Origin of the sequence: Candidatus Aegiribacteria sp. (assembly GCA_021108435.1) — a bacterium.
Classification (GTDB): Bacteria; Fermentibacterota; Fermentibacteria; order Fermentibacterales; family JCC-6; genus Aegiribacteria.
On record JAIOQY010000006.1, the window covers coordinates 18,345 to 31,424 of the forward strand.

Here is a 13,080-nt window from a genome sequence, read left to right on the forward strand (position 1 = left end):
TTGAGGAGAATACTGGAAGTATTTGACGATAATATCCGGGCATTATAGCCAGCTGTGTGGGTTTTATGCTGATGCTTCATTGTCGGACATGCTCCCTAGGTTGACAGCTTTCTGTAAACTCCTACAAGCCCTGGCTGAGGAACTTCAGCCGCATGTCTGGGATTGATCTGGTCCGGCCCAAAATGATCTACTCCTTCGTCTAAAGCGATCTGCCTGAGCGTGTCCATGACTGCCTGGATGTCAATTCCCTTCGGGCATCTGACTGTACACTGAAAGCAGCTGGCGCAGATCCAGATGGTTTTGCTCAGGATAATTTCCTCTTTCTGTCCGAGCTGGGCGAGGCGGATGATTCTGTTCGGGAGAATATCCATCTCCTGCGCAAGAGGGCAGCCGGATGAGCAATTTCCGCATTGATAACACGCGAACAGATGCTGTCCGCTCAATTCATCGACCTGCATACCGAATTCACCACGGACCTTTGTACGGTCGAGCAGGATTGGAGGACTATCAGGGGGATCCAGCCCCAGTTTTTTATACATATTGATTGTTCTCCTTTTGTCGAAGTAATTTATTCGGAAGACAATTCCGAAATCAATCCTGTGCCCGTTCAAAGGGAACCGGTGGAGCCCTCCTCAGGGTTCTCTCACGGAACCGGTTTCTATGGCGTACGCAAAATAATACCAGAAAAAATACACAATCTCTTCATTATTGAAAATATCAATCATTTCAGCGCGTACTATTGAGTCAATAGCAGTATCAAGAGAGAAATTACATGCTCTTGCTTCCTCAAGAAGGAAACCTACATCCGAGCAATTATCCCTGGAAGCGATTTCATCAAATTCGTCTCTGATATCCTGAGGAAGAACGGATCTGAAAGTATTCAGCCTTTTCTGTCTGCTTTCGATTCTGGATTCTCGAGTACAGGATGAAATCGTTAATGTCGTAAAAACGAGCAAAAAGATCCAGGCGGTGTGACTCACAGAGAAATGCCGAGGCTTATCCTGTGTATATTGCCAAGATCAGCAAAAGGTTTGAATGCGTAATCCAGACCGAATCTATTCCACTCCGTTCCAATTCCGAACGCGAGAGCGTCAATAATACTGCCCCCGGCGTTGTCCGCCGCGTCTTTGTCATGGAGGTTCCCGCCTGCTCTGAGGAACAGCATCTCCATGGGATTGTATTCGATACCAAGAGCAACATTAAAATCGCCCTGGAACGGGTAAGTGATATCGCTTGCCACAAGGAGTTTCCCATCGAGCAGTGTAGCGCTTGCTCCGGCAGCCACTTCAGTTGGCATGGGGTCATTTTCCTGATAAAAAGCTTTAGTCTGGATTCCCACGTTTCTGACCGCGAATCCAAGTGATATCCATGAAGGTTTATACCAGGCTCCGGCATCAACAAGGAAAGCGTTGCCGCTGTATGTGTCTATGTTTGAATAAACGAATTTCGCTGTTGTTCCCGCTGCAAAAGAAGGTCCGAATCTGAAGACGTAAGTACCCCCCAGAGCAACACTGTTTGTGCTGAACTCCTCTCCAGTGCCGGTTGGATGTGTCATAGAGGTTCTTAAAAAGCTGCCACCGTAGAAATAGTTAATTGATGCTCCAACAACATTATTGCCGGATGGATCGACCCATCCGACGAAACCAGCCTGCATATCCATCAGGTAACCTGTATAGGTTGAAGTGAACATCTGTCTGTCCATTGAGGCAAGTGTCGCGGGATTCCAGTATAACCCCATCGGATCTCCGGGAACCGCAGTGAAAGCGCCACCCATGGAAACAGCTCTGGCACCTGTGGGAACCTGCAGAAAAGCAAAACCCGCAGTACCTGCAGATGCAGTACCGCATAATACCGTCAACAGAACTGCTACCAGAAATTTCTTCATTGATATTCTCCATTTCGCAAATCATTCTTCAATATAAAGTAGACTATAATTATAACCCATTCAGGTCAACAGGGAGAAATGCCCAGATTACCGTAGCACTATCTGTCCTGCTGCCGCGAATCATGTCCGTTGCACAGATGATAAGACGATTTCCTTCTGCAACCTCTGTCGAGTCCAGTCTTAGAACAGGCAAATCATCAGGCATGGAATCCTCTTTAAACCATTCCTCTCCCTCCAGTCTTAGACTGAGATTGAGAATATTGTTCCCGCCCATTCCGATATAGAACCCTCCAGATGAATGGGAAGGCGGGTAAACAGACAGTGTACAGGGTACAAGGAGCGAGAGTTCAAGAGCCATAATTCCACTTCCCGTGTATCCCTGAGACGAAAGTCGCACAAGAAAAGATACCGCTTCGGAATACAGGCCTTCCGCAGCCGATATGGATGCAGCCACAAGGCAGATAATGATAAGTACTGTTTTCACATCAATCCTTGATCCCTGATCTTGAGTAACTGGCTACTATTCGCTTCTGCGCCGCGATAAACAGGATTATCAAAGGCATTGTAGAGAAAGTGGAAGCGGCCATAAGCAGCTGGAAATTACTTGACTGTTCCTGGTTGAAGTAGGAAAGCCCGACCTGAAGAACCCGTAGATTCTCTGAATGCGTAACAACCAGAGGCCACATAAAGCTGTTCCAGGAACCGATAATATTGAACAGAAGTACTGTAATGATTACAGATTTTGACAGAGGCAGAACAACTTTCCAGAGGTATTTAAGCCTGCTGCACCCATCAAGAACAGCCGCTTCATAGAGTGATATCGGAATAGTTCTGAAGTGTTGTCTGAGCAGAAATATGCTGAATACATTCGCTGTCCACGGTACAATCAGGGCAAGATACGTATTGATCCATCCCAGTTTGGATAGAATTACATAGGAAGGAGCAAGGTACACCGGCTGGGGAACCATCATCGTTGAAAGGAACAGGAGAAAGAGCATGTCCCTTCCTCTGTATTTCATCGTTGCGAAGGAGTAGGCTGCAAGACAGGATGTAACCAGGACGCCACCTACAGTCAAGACTGTAACAAGAAGAGTATTAAGGAAATATCTGCCGAACGGGACCTTTGTCCATGCTTCCACGTAATTACTGAAACCACCCTGCTGAAGAGATGTGTTAACCATCCACAGGAAAGGAAGAAGCATTACGACCCCGCCCAGGATAAGGAAGAAATGCTTGGTGGTGTTGAGTGCCAGGATTCGTGTTGTCATGATCCGTAGTGCACTTTTCTACCTGCTATCTTTCTCTGGATGATGGTGAGTGACAGAAGAACCAGGAACAGGAAAACCGATATGGCGCTGGCATAACCTATATCGAATCGATCGAATGCTTTCTGGAACAGATAGAAAACCATAACGTTTGTAGTTCCGAGAGGCCCTCCGCCCGGGGGAGGAGTCATGACATAGACAAGAGCGAATGTCTTGAATGAAATAATTGTGCTCATTATCAGAACGTAATAGGTGGTTGGAGAAAGAAGGGGCCAGGTGATGTTCCTGAATGTTCCCCAGGTGCCGGCACCATCAAGTTTAGCTGCTTCATAGTAAGTATGCGGGATGTTTTCCAGTCCCGCGAGAAAAAGTACTGTATTGTAACCGGTGCTTTTCCAGACGCTGACCATCATTAACGATACAAGAGCCAGACTTGGGCCGGCAAGAATCCCTCTGGGGTGTATACCAAGTGGTGACAGAAGCATCTCGAAAACTCCCCGCGGCTCTCTGAGCCACAGAAGAGGTTCTCCACCGAACAGAGTGATTATCTGGTTGATCGGACCCGCTTCGGGATTGTATAACCATGTCCAGACAACTGAGATCGCTACCGCTGAAGTAACAACAGGCAGGAAGTAGATGGTTCTGTAAAAGCTCTTTCCTGCAAGTTTTCCCCTGAGAAGAATTGCAAGGAGAAGAGGGATTATTATTCCTGCAGGAACAACTCCGATAACAAAATACAGAGTATTGGTAACGCTCTGCCAGAAGCGGGCATCAGAAAGCATCCTCGCGTAATTGTTGAAACCTATGAAACCATGAAAACCACCGATATCATAATCTGTAAACGATGCGGTGAAGGAACTCAGAATAGGAAGGGTCCTGAATGCAAGTACTATTATAAGTGCAGGTAGAATATAGACATATGGTGCAAGTTTTGATCTGAGTTTCACTGTATTCCCCTGGTTGAACTAAAGTTCTATAAAGATGAAACGCTTACTTCTTCTCCATCAGTTCGAACAACAATAGTCCCGAGTCTGTCTGTTCGCAAGATTTCAGCTCCGAGTTCCATGTAAATTTCGATAACATGAGGATGAGGATGACCGAAACTGTTGTTCCTGCCTGCTGAAAAAATTGCGAACTGTGGACTCAGTTTCCTGAGATATGGCGGAAAAATAGAGGTTATGCTGCCATGGTGAGGAACTTTCAGTACCGTTACCGGTTCCGCGTCCGGGGTCAGCATCCTTTCAGCGTTCTCCTCGATATCTCCGGTAAGAAGAGTGGTGAAATTACCGCATGTGATTTTAAGCAGTGCGGAATTCTCATTTATGTTTAAATCCACTCCTTCCATACCCGCAGAGATTACAGAGGCTGTAACATGGGGTGACAGCTGGAACTCGCTGCCTTCCTCAAGAAGCATATAATCACAATCCGAATCCAATACAGCATTCAGGAAATCTTCGTATATAAAGGAAGAGAAAGGCATACCTGGATCCAGAACTTTCAGCACAGTGAAATTTCTTACTACGGATGCAAGTCCTCCAACATGATCCGAATGCGGATGAGAAAAAGCTACAACATCCAGTGTATCAACACCAAGTTCATGAAGCCTGAAAACAACAGCCGGTTCAAGAGGGCCGCCAGCGTCCGGACCGCCGTCAAAAAGCCAGGTTTCACCGAAAGCTGCTTCTATAAGAATGGCGTCCCCCTGGCCTACATCGAGATAATAAACGTTAAGCAGAGGGGCAAGCGAATCAACGGACTCAAGCCAGTGCAGAGTGTCTGTTACAGTAATGGAGATGCTGTCAATGAAAATGTATTCCTCAATACGGGAAACTGTCCCGGGACCTATTCCGCTGACGTACGCAAGGTCGGAGAGTCGCAGAAAAGGACCGAACATTTCCCGATACTCCACAATTGCTTCTGCCTTGACCGGACCAATTCCCGGGAGTGTCTGCAGAGCTTCTTCACCGGCTGAATTGATATCCACCAAGTCTGTTGAGAGTAGTGAAAATATTAATAATAGTGCTATCAGCCAGTTCATTACTTGACATTGCTCCGTTCAGAGTTCAGCATAGCCATACAGTACAGAAAGGAGGGGTTAATGAGAATCTTACTTTTAACAGCGGTTATGGCAGTTCTTACAATAACAATTGTATCAGCCGGAGACATCCGCCTTGAAAACAGCAGTTTCAGTACACTTGCTTACATAAAGGATAACGGAAGAATAGAAAACGCCTCTTTCGAAACCCTTGGATATATAAGAGACGATGGCAGAATAGAGGACAACTCGTTCCATACGCTTGGGTACATTGACGAGGATGGAAAAATAGAAGACAGCTCATACAACGAGCTGTTCACCATCACGCGGAATGGCAGACTCACGGATTCAAGATTTATGATGGTCGCTGAAATTCAGAGTGACGGAACTGTTGAAGATGACTGCTTTCGAGTTATTCTATACGCTGATGGAAGTCATGATAACATGACAAGAAGAATCGCAGTTTTCCTTATCTTCTTCAGCGATCTCCTCGAAGACTAAACTATCTAACCCGCTATAGATAGGGGACATGCACGCTCTGGTGCGTGTCCCCAAAGAACATGACGCTCTGGTGCGTGTCCCCAAAGAACATGACGCTCTGCTGCGTTTCCCCTGTCATTTTTTACTAAACCTTGACACAGCAATATGTAAACATATGTATAGGGTAAAGGTGGTGGAAAATGAAAAAGCTGACAGCAAGACAGAAGCAGGTTCTCGACTATGTTTCATTGTTCATTTCTGAGCACTCATACCCTCCCAGCATAAGGGATATTCAGAAGCATTTTGGTCTGAAAAGCACAAAGGGTGTAAAAGATCATATCGACAGGCTTGTAGAAAAGGGATATCTGCGCAGAACTGATGGAGCTGCCAGAGCACTTGAGGTTGTCGGACGATCATCATCAGTAAGAACTGTTCCCGTTGTGGGAAGAGTAGCCGCGGGATTACCGCTGCTTGCTGATGAAAACATTCAGGATTATCTGCCCGTTTCTAAATCATTAGCAAGATCAGAGGGTATGTTCTATCTGAAAGTAAAAGGCGACAGCATGATCGGCGCTGCAATACTCGAGGACGATCTTGTGCTTGTCCGCCCCCAGCCTTTCGTCGAACAGGGAGAGATAGCGGTTGTCCTCATTGGCGACGAAGCCACAGTCAAGCGTTTTTACATAATGAACGGCAGAATCGAACTTCACCCAGAGAATCCCGACTACGATCCGATAATCTGCGACAGTTCTTCGGATATTGTCAGGATAGTAGGGAAGGTCACTGCAGTTTTCCGGGAACTGAAATAAAGGATAAAAATTCTTCAAAGGGGTAAATGAAATGAATTTGTCCACCCTCAGAAATATCATACTGGTGCTATTTATATTATCAGTAATCGGATGCGGTCACTACGAAATTGTTTATACTGAAACGTATGCTGTGCCGCAGGAGTCCACGGTTTATGTAGCAACCTTCAACGGTGACATTGATATCGAGTGGTACAATGAAGATGAAATATCTGTTGAGATAACAAAGCACTCATGGAGAAGCGAAGAAGAACTTGAAAAGGCTGAAGTAGCCATAATTGCCGATTCCGAAACAAGGATAACAGCCTATAAACTTGATGATGATGCAGATGTCGGGGTATCCCTGTCGCTGCTGATTCCACAGGGAACCGCAATGCGGGTTCTTGAAACCTCCAATGGTGACATCACAGTGAACGGTGGCATTGGTAACGCAGAAGTCAATACATCAAACGGAGACGTAACATTCTCGGATTTCGAAGGAACAATTGATATAGAAACAAGTAACGGAGATATCATTGTACGGGGAGGTTCTCTTATCGGGGCTGAAACCTCAAACGGAAGAATAGAAGCGGGAATCTACAGTATTCCATCTGAAGGAATAATCCTCGACACGAGCAACGGCGATATAATTGTCAGTGTTCTTCAGGAACTGAACGCGGAATTCGATATAGATACTTCAAACGGAACCATATCTATCGATGCGGAAAATCTGACAGATGTCAGAATATCCGACTCTGAAGGCAGAGCAACACTTGGTGAAGGCGGCCCGATAATCAGGCTTGATACATCCAATGGAAATATCAAGGTAAGCACAATTACACCTGAATAGAATCCATCGACGGTCTGAGTAGAGCCAGAGCCCGTTGGGTAAACATCACAGCCGTAAAACCTGAATAAAAAAGATTCAGTCACTCGAATATTTGACATCCATTATAGCGTACTCTATATTTCAGAGTACTCTAAAACAAAGGAGATGTATATGACACACGACAAAATCGAATCGGATATCGGGTATGTGAAAGATCTGGTAGCAAAGTCTGACAATTCAACTCCCCTTGTATCATTCTATATTATCTGGGCTGTAATTTTAATGGTGGGTTTTTCCCTCATTGATTTTGCTCCACAATGGGTGGGCTTATTCTGGATGATAGCAGGTCTTGCAGGAGGAATATTGAGTGCCTTTCTGGCTCACAAGGCTGAAGCAAACAAAGGTCAGATTAATCGCGAGGTTGGAATTAAGCATGCTCTTCACTGGAGTGGGATGGCGGTTATAGTTCTCCTCGTTATTCTTCTTGGTCTCCACGAAGTTGTGAACAGTAAGGTTATACTTCTCGTGGTGGCTCTTGGCTGGTGGACAGCCGGTGTTCACTTCGACAGAATCTTTTTATGGCTGGGTGGAATTATGATGCTTGGGTTTCTGGGTACACTGTTCATGGACAGATATGCCTGGACAACAATGGGAGTTCTATTGGGAATAGTACTGATCGTTACAGCAATACGCCAGGGAAAGAAAAATGCCAGGCGAACTGAATGAAGACATAAAGAGTGTTCTGGATAATCTCAACAAACTTCTGGGACACAGGGCAAGGCTGGGAATATGTGTGCTGCTTGCCAGAAATACAGCACTTTCGTTCAGCCGACTGAAAGAGCTTCTGGAGGAAAACGATGGCAGTCTGGGTGCCCAGCTCCGCAAGCTGGAGGATGAAGGATTCATCTCTGTAAAGAAGGAATTCAGGAACCGTAAACCTGTAAGCTGGTATAGTCTTACAAACAAAGGTCAATCCGGCCTTGAAAAACATCTTGATGCCCTTAAACAGCTTATCAGCCCGAAAATATGACAAAAGTGATACTGCCACAATATTCTGAACCTGCAAAATAGTTTTCAAAGTACAAAGAAAGGATTACGAGATGAAATTCATATTGCTACTACCCCTGGCCTTGTTACTCATCAGTGGATGCGATACATCAGAACCGGCAGATGCTGCTGCTTCAGATAACACAGTAAACGGTGCTGTCACGGGAGAAGAAGAATACACTCTTCCAGTTGCAGACACTTACCTCTATATCGCTGATTCAATAGGTGTGGAGATCGGTGACAGCAACTATGTATTCGGCGCAATCGCCGGAGCCGGATTTTCCGAAACCGGAGAAATCGCCGTTCTTGATGCACAGAAATCCTCAGTTTTTCTTTTTTCTCCTGATGGCGAGTTTATAAGAAACATAGGCCGTAATGGAAGTGGACCCGGAGAATTCCTTCTTCCATCCACCATGGCCTTCCACCCTGAGGGCGGCCTTGTAGTTTCTGATGGAATGGGCTCCAAACTGGTCTATTTTGATGAGAACTACGAATTCCTCTCAGAAACACCTGGATTTATTCCCGCACCGCCCGCAATGATTGTAGCGATTGATAACATGGAAATAATTGGCATGAAGCCTGATTTTGAGCAGACTGAGGACGGCATGTTCATGGGGTTCACCGTTGCTAAGTGGACAATGGAGAGCTCAATTCCCACTGTTGTTTACTACTCGCAAATGTCTCCTTTCAACCCTGCCGATATCAGTGCCATGGGAGATGATGTAGCCATTTTCGCCGCTTCTGTTGACGGGAGAGTATTCACTGCCCGAGTGTCCACTGAAGAATACACATTCACCGCATGGACTCCTGAGGGTGAGGAAATCTACACCTTTGTCAATGAAGATTTCGAAAGAGTTGAGAAAACTCAGTCAGAGATGAACCTTGAAGCTGAACTCAGAAATGCACAGATGATAGCTCGGGGAATGCCCCCCTCCATGGCCAACTGGGAATCGGATCCTTACAGAGTCGCCATTGCGTCTTTGTCCATAGATGGACTTGACAGACTGTGGGTAACCGATGGCACCACCACGACAGCGTCATTTGATGTGTATGACCTTGACGGCAATCATCTGTTTACCGCAGCCCTTGATGTAGGTTCTGACTCAGAAATCTGGCATACCATGATATGTCAGGAGAAATTCATCTGCTACGATGCTGCCCCCGAGGACTTCCCCAAAGTATTCTACGGCGACCTGCCAGGATTCGAATAAAGGCTGGTTGACTAAGAAAAAAAGGGGTGGTTTCTCCGCCCCTTTTTGCTGCCACAGACTTCCTGTTCCTGAAATCTACGTAAAAAATAGCTCATATTCATGACCATGGAAGGTTACGGTGCGAATTGTCAGTTTCAGGCAGAAATCGGAGGTTTATTTGGAAAAATATGGTGTTTCGGAGAAATTGCCGGAATGGCTTGAAATCAAGATTCCTATTGCTTTCACGGAACTCTTGACATAGACCGCTATCTCTATTGATTACAGTGCTTTCTGATGAGTCTTAATGTACAGATAATTTCCTAAGGATTCCAGGTATTTCCGAGGGTGAATTAACGGAAAAATCGGCCTTATCCATTTCTTCCTGTTTTCCGTATCCGTATACGCAGCCTATTGAAGGAATTCCGTTCTCGTGCGCGGCTTCAATGTCGTGATACCTGTCACCTATCATAACTGCCAGATGGCTTTCTGTTCTTTGCAGAATCTCTTTTACCCTGTTTGTTTTTGAAGCAAGACCATCACGACCAAGCAGAATGGAGAACATACTGCGGATACCGAGTGAATCTGTTACAAGTTCGATATATTTCATCCCGGCGTTGGAGCAGATGGCAAGGGTGTAGCCAAGTTCGGATATTTCCTGAAGCATTCGATGTATTCCGGGATAAAGCTCCCCGCTTTCGGGTAGCGTGATCTTCTGATGCTTCCGAATGCCATCGCGAAAAGCCGCGCAATTCTCTTCACTGTCATCAATGAGCTTTCTGCAGAAAACTTCCAGCGGTTCTCCGTACAGGGCGTTGATATCCTCCGCGGCTGCGGGAGGAAAGCCGAGATCCGTTATTGCCATATTGATGGCGGGAACGAGAGCTTTCTCCGTATAGTGAAGAGTTCCGTCCAGATCGAAGATAGCAACATTGCAGCTTTCCATGAATACACCTTTCCCTGTTACAGATTAGCGGAGAATATATGAAAAACTGCGAATGATTAAAGAATTCATTATTTTCGAGCTTACGAAAAATTAATCTTACTCGGAATGGAATTGAAATATGAAAGCTGAACTTGCCTGTCTTCCATGTCTTGTCCGCATGGCTATAGAAGCCGCCGAAAGAGCTACTGATGATTCCGTTCTGCAGAAGAATATTCTGCGTCGGTGTCTTGCATTCATGTCAGAAACGGATTTCGACAAAACTCCGCCCGAACTGGCACAGGGTATTTCTTCTATTGTATCCTCATTGACCGGCGTAGAAGATTTTTATCAGGACACAAAAGCGGCTCATACAAAAAAAGCTCTTCATATGCTTCCTGAAATGGAAAGGATTATCTCGGAATCGAAGGATCCTTTCATTGCCGGTCTCAGGCTGGCAATAGCGGGAAATATTATTGATCTCGGAGTTAAAAACGTCATCTCTGAAGAGGAGATCATGCATACTCTCGTGGAAGCAATGAACAATCCTCTCTCAGGAGTAGACCCGGAGCAGTTCCGGAGGGAAGTGTTCGATGCCGGGAGGATTCTGTACCTTGCTGACAACGCCGGAGAAACTGTTTTTGACAGGGTCTTCATTGAGCAGCTACCAAAAGGGAAGGTTACAGTGGCCGTAAGGGGCGCTCCCGCGATTAATGATGCTACTCTCAAGGATGCTTTAGATGCCGGGCTTGATCAGGTGGCGGAAATTATAGAAAACGGTTCAGGCGCGCCTGCCACTGTCCTGAGGGATTGTTCCCCTGAATTCAGAGAAATATTCAGAAAGGCGGATTTGATTATCTCCAAAGGGCAGGGAAATTTCGAATCCCTTTCATCCGTAAAGGCAAATATCTATTTCCTTTTCAGAGTGAAGTGTGATCTGGTGGAGTATCACACAGGATTTCCTGTCGGAAGCCTGGTCCTGATGAAGACGGCGGAAAATGAATAAGGAATCAATGGCAACGGGGCTTTTTGCGGCCGATATGGATGGTACACTTATTCTCCCCGACAGGGGTTTTCATCAGAGGGATATCGCCGCTCTGGAAGCGCTTGGAGAGATGGGAATACTTCGCGTAGTAGCCACCGGAAGATCCCCATTCTCTTTTTACAGAATGATGGGAAAACGAGTTTTGCCAATAGACTATCTTGCTCTGTCGAGTGGAGCCGCGATACAGGATTATCGCAGCGGGAAATACCTCCGTTCTCTATCTATGACCTGCGAAGATACAGCGTTTGCTGTAGAAATCCTGACTGAACTCGGATATGATTTCTGTCTTCAGAGAGCGATTCCTGAAAATCATGTATTTACATATAAGTATACGTCGGAGTCTAACCCGGATATGGAAAGGCGTATTGCCTATTATCCCGGTCACTGCCGTCCGATAAGATCCGGGGATGAGAATGTTGTTTCAACACAGATTGTTGTAATTGTACCCCCTGACAGAACAGAGAGTGTTCTGGAAGCGGTAACTGAACGTCTTGGAGATTCTTACAACGTTCTCAGAACCACTTCTCCGCTCGACGGGGAATCACTGTGGGTTGAAGTATTTCCCAGGGGCATCTCTAAAAGTGAAGGTGTCGCGTGGATTGCCGGAGAAAACGGATTGACCGGAAAAGATTGCGCTGCCGTGGGAAACGACTATAATGATCACGATCTTCTTGAATGGGTCGGATCGGCTTTTGTGGTTGAGAATTCTCCGGTGCATCTGCGGACCCGTTTTTGCGAAGTTCCCTCCGGCGCGGATGGTGGCGTTGCCGAGGCTGCGAGACTCTGGCTCGTTGACAGGGGCGATCTTTCTGATGAGCAGGAGTGGCCGTGAGAGTATTTGCCATAAGTGATCTGCATCTGTCTTTTTCAACGGATAAACCGATGGATGTATTCGGAGACCACTGGAAAGATCACCATATCCATCTGGAAGCGAACTGGAAAAAGCGGATATCTCATGATGATCTGATTCTTCTTCCGGGAGACCTTTCATGGGCAATTAATCTCGATGAGGCAGCAATTGATCTGGAGTGGCTGGCAAAGCTTCCAGGCAGAAAGATCATTTTGAAAGGTAATCACGATTACTGGTGGACTTCTCTTTCGAAGATGAAGAGCGAACTTCCCGAAGGGATAATTCCTCTACAGAATTCCGCTTATGACGCAGGACCGTTCATTGTCGCCGGATCAAGGGGATGGATGAGTCCGGAATCGGATGAGTACCAGGAGGAGAGCGAGGGATCGATCCTCCGAAGAGAGCAAATCAGGCTCAAGCTGTCGCTGGACGATGCAGAGAGCATGCGGACTGAAAACAAGCCGATCATCGCGATGATGCACTATCCGCCGATTGTTAACGGAAAAAGAACCGATTTTTCCAGAATACTCGCGGAAAGAGATGTTACTCTCTGCGTCTATGGACATCTTCACAGCGCGCCGGGGACATGGAGCCAGCAGCTTGATACAACAATAGATGGAGTTGAGTACAGACTTGTCTCTTCTGACTACCTTGGATTTGAGCCGCTTGAACTTGATGTGGAAAAGGAATCGGACGAATGATAATCAGCGTAACAGGCGTCGGGATGAAATTCGGCGCGGAGGAGATATT

17 protein-coding genes are annotated in these 13,080 nt (G+C 46.2%); 9 read left to right on the plus strand and 8 right to left on the minus strand.

Annotated elements, in window-relative coordinates:
- Positions 1-95 precede the first annotated feature (95 nt).
- The 7 genes from K8R76_00385 to K8R76_00415 form a co-directional block, all read right to left on the minus strand.
- Positions 96-539 carry a 4Fe-4S dicluster domain-containing protein gene (locus K8R76_00385; GenBank protein MCD4846628.1) on the minus strand — a complete coding sequence of 148 codons (444 nt, stop codon included), beginning with the start codon at positions 537-539 and terminating at the stop codon, positions 96-98.
- A 93-nt stretch (positions 540-632) separates the two neighbouring features.
- Positions 633-956 (minus strand): hypothetical protein, encoded by a 324-nt coding sequence (locus K8R76_00390; GenBank protein MCD4846629.1) that lies wholly within the window; start codon positions 954-956, stop codon positions 633-635.
- A gap of 20 nt (positions 957-976) precedes the next feature.
- Entirely contained in the window at positions 977-1,885 is a 909-nt protein-coding gene (locus K8R76_00395) for a PorV/PorQ family protein (protein ID MCD4846630.1), read from the minus strand.
- A gap of 49 nt (positions 1,886-1,934) precedes the next feature.
- The gene (locus K8R76_00400; GenBank protein ID MCD4846631.1) at positions 1,935-2,369 is read right to left on the minus strand and encodes a hypothetical protein; all 435 of its coding nucleotides are present in this window, start codon (positions 2,367-2,369) and stop codon (positions 1,935-1,937) included.
- 1 nt (position 2,370) lies between these two features.
- Positions 2,371-3,153, minus strand: a complete 783-nt coding sequence (locus tag K8R76_00405; protein MCD4846632.1) for a carbohydrate ABC transporter permease — start codon at positions 3,151-3,153, stop codon at positions 2,371-2,373.
- Positions 3,150-4,097 (minus strand): sugar ABC transporter permease, encoded by a 948-nt coding sequence (locus tag K8R76_00410; GenBank protein MCD4846633.1) that lies wholly within the window; start codon positions 4,095-4,097, stop codon positions 3,150-3,152. Before K8R76_00410 ends, K8R76_00405 begins: the two co-directional genes overlap by 4 nt.
- Before the next feature lie 26 nt (positions 4,098-4,123).
- Positions 4,124-5,134 carry a helix-hairpin-helix domain-containing protein gene (locus K8R76_00415; GenBank protein MCD4846634.1) on the minus strand — a complete coding sequence of 337 codons (1,011 nt, stop codon included), beginning with the start codon at positions 5,132-5,134 and terminating at the stop codon, positions 4,124-4,126.
- A gap of 114 nt (positions 5,135-5,248) precedes the next feature.
- Between K8R76_00415 and K8R76_00420 the strand changes: the two genes are divergently transcribed.
- From K8R76_00420 to K8R76_00445, 6 genes are all read left to right on the plus strand, one after another.
- Positions 5,249-5,686 carry a hypothetical protein gene (locus K8R76_00420; GenBank protein MCD4846635.1) on the plus strand — a complete coding sequence of 146 codons (438 nt, stop codon included), beginning with the start codon at positions 5,249-5,251 and terminating at the stop codon, positions 5,684-5,686.
- A gap of 179 nt (positions 5,687-5,865) precedes the next feature.
- A complete protein-coding gene (gene lexA, locus K8R76_00425; GenBank protein MCD4846636.1) occupies positions 5,866-6,474 on the plus strand; it encodes a transcriptional repressor LexA in 609 nt (202 codons plus the stop codon).
- A gap of 31 nt (positions 6,475-6,505) precedes the next feature.
- Positions 6,506-7,300, plus strand: coding sequence for a DUF4097 domain-containing protein (locus K8R76_00430; GenBank protein MCD4846637.1), 795 nt, complete (start codon positions 6,506-6,508; stop codon positions 7,298-7,300).
- 150 nt (positions 7,301-7,450) lie between these two features.
- On the plus strand, positions 7,451-8,005 hold the full coding sequence (locus K8R76_00435) for a hypothetical protein (GenBank protein ID MCD4846638.1): 555 nt from the start codon (positions 7,451-7,453) through the stop codon (positions 8,003-8,005).
- Positions 7,986-8,309 (plus strand): transcriptional regulator, encoded by a 324-nt coding sequence (locus tag K8R76_00440; protein MCD4846639.1) that lies wholly within the window; start codon positions 7,986-7,988, stop codon positions 8,307-8,309. Before K8R76_00435 ends, K8R76_00440 begins: the two co-directional genes overlap by 20 nt.
- Before the next feature lie 70 nt (positions 8,310-8,379).
- A complete protein-coding gene (locus tag K8R76_00445) occupies positions 8,380-9,537 on the plus strand; it encodes a 6-bladed beta-propeller (protein MCD4846640.1) in 1,158 nt (385 codons plus the stop codon).
- A 280-nt stretch (positions 9,538-9,817) separates the two neighbouring features.
- Here K8R76_00445 and K8R76_00450 read toward each other — a convergent pair whose 3' ends face one another.
- Positions 9,818-10,459 (minus strand): HAD family hydrolase, encoded by a 642-nt coding sequence (locus K8R76_00450; protein MCD4846641.1) that lies wholly within the window; start codon positions 10,457-10,459, stop codon positions 9,818-9,820.
- Positions 10,460-10,577: 118 nt separating this feature from the next.
- On the opposite strand from K8R76_00450, the gene K8R76_00455 reads away from it, so the two are divergent.
- From K8R76_00455 to K8R76_00465, 3 genes are read left to right on the plus strand one after another with little or no spacing between them, the layout of a single operon-like run.
- Positions 10,578-11,441, plus strand: a complete 864-nt coding sequence (locus tag K8R76_00455; protein MCD4846642.1) for an ARMT1-like domain-containing protein — start codon at positions 10,578-10,580, stop codon at positions 11,439-11,441.
- Entirely contained in the window at positions 11,434-12,312 is an 879-nt protein-coding gene (locus K8R76_00460; GenBank protein ID MCD4846643.1) for a Cof-type HAD-IIB family hydrolase, read from the plus strand. Before K8R76_00455 ends, K8R76_00460 begins: the two co-directional genes overlap by 8 nt.
- Positions 12,309-13,031, plus strand: a complete 723-nt coding sequence (locus tag K8R76_00465) for a metallophosphoesterase (GenBank protein ID MCD4846644.1) — start codon at positions 12,309-12,311, stop codon at positions 13,029-13,031. Before K8R76_00460 ends, K8R76_00465 begins: the two co-directional genes overlap by 4 nt.
- Positions 13,032-13,080 lie beyond the last annotated feature (49 nt).

Bases quoted from the DNA above. Each gene is read 5' to 3' on its own strand.
- K8R76_00395 (MCD4846630.1), bottom strand. From the start codon at position 1,885: ATGAAGAAATTTCTGGTAGCAGTTCTGTTGACGGTATTATGCGGTACT.
- K8R76_00455 (MCD4846642.1), top strand. From the start codon at position 10,578: ATGAAAGCTGAACTTGCCTGTCTTCCATGTCTTGTCCGCATGGCTATA.
- lexA (MCD4846636.1), top strand. From the start codon at position 5,866: ATGAAAAAGCTGACAGCAAGACAGAAGCAGGTTCTCGACTATGTTTCA.
- K8R76_00385 (MCD4846628.1), bottom strand. From the start codon at position 539: ATGTATAAAAAACTGGGGCTGGATCCCCCTGATAGTCCTCCAATCCTG.
- K8R76_00420 (MCD4846635.1), top strand. From the start codon at position 5,249: ATGAGAATCTTACTTTTAACAGCGGTTATGGCAGTTCTTACAATAACA.
- K8R76_00435 (MCD4846638.1), top strand. From the start codon at position 7,451: ATGACACACGACAAAATCGAATCGGATATCGGGTATGTGAAAGATCTG.
- K8R76_00450 (MCD4846641.1), bottom strand. From the start codon at position 10,459: ATGGAAAGCTGCAATGTTGCTATCTTCGATCTGGACGGAACTCTTCAC.
- K8R76_00430 (MCD4846637.1), top strand. From the start codon at position 6,506: ATGAATTTGTCCACCCTCAGAAATATCATACTGGTGCTATTTATATTA.
- K8R76_00440 (MCD4846639.1), top strand. From the start codon at position 7,986: ATGCCAGGCGAACTGAATGAAGACATAAAGAGTGTTCTGGATAATCTC.
- K8R76_00445 (MCD4846640.1), top strand. From the start codon at position 8,380: ATGAAATTCATATTGCTACTACCCCTGGCCTTGTTACTCATCAGTGGA.
- K8R76_00405 (MCD4846632.1), bottom strand. From the start codon at position 3,153: ATGACAACACGAATCCTGGCACTCAACACCACCAAGCATTTCTTCCTT.
- K8R76_00460 (MCD4846643.1), top strand. From the start codon at position 11,434: ATGAATAAGGAATCAATGGCAACGGGGCTTTTTGCGGCCGATATGGAT.